This window comes from Kordia zhangzhouensis, assembly GCF_001005305.1.
Lineage (GTDB): Bacteria > Bacteroidota > Bacteroidia > Flavobacteriales > Flavobacteriaceae > Kordia > Kordia zhangzhouensis.
On record NZ_LBMH01000039.1, the window covers coordinates 1 to 402 of the forward strand.

Below are 402 nucleotides of genomic sequence, written 5' to 3' on the forward strand. Positions count from 1 at the left end.
ACCTTGAGTGTATCGCTATCAATATGTGCTATTAATTCTTCTAAAGCATTGGTAACATATTCTATAATACGATTGGGGTCTATCTTTTCTACTACTTGAACATTTAACGAAAAGCCTTTTCCTATTCCTAAATTATCTACATTTAAGCCAAATGGATAGTTCGAGCGTTCTTGCGTGGCTAACAGTTCCATTCCTAAAGCTTCAAATAGCGGAGCTTCTTCTGTTGAATGACGATAGTTCAGTATCGTGTTAAATAATGGTGATTGACTAGCTACACCACTCCAATTTTGAACCTTTGATAGCGGCGTTTGCTCATAATCCAACAAGCCCGTAAGTTCTTTGTGTACTTGAGCAAGATAGTCTGATATGCTACAGTGTAAATCACAAACAATAGGTAAGGTA

1 protein-coding gene is annotated in these 402 nt (G+C 36.8%); it reads right to left on the reverse strand.

What is annotated here, in order from left to right; translation table 11 throughout:
* On the reverse strand, positions 1-402 hold a 402-nt coding region (locus AA088_RS17450), incomplete at both ends, for a condensation domain-containing protein (RefSeq protein ID WP_046746330.1).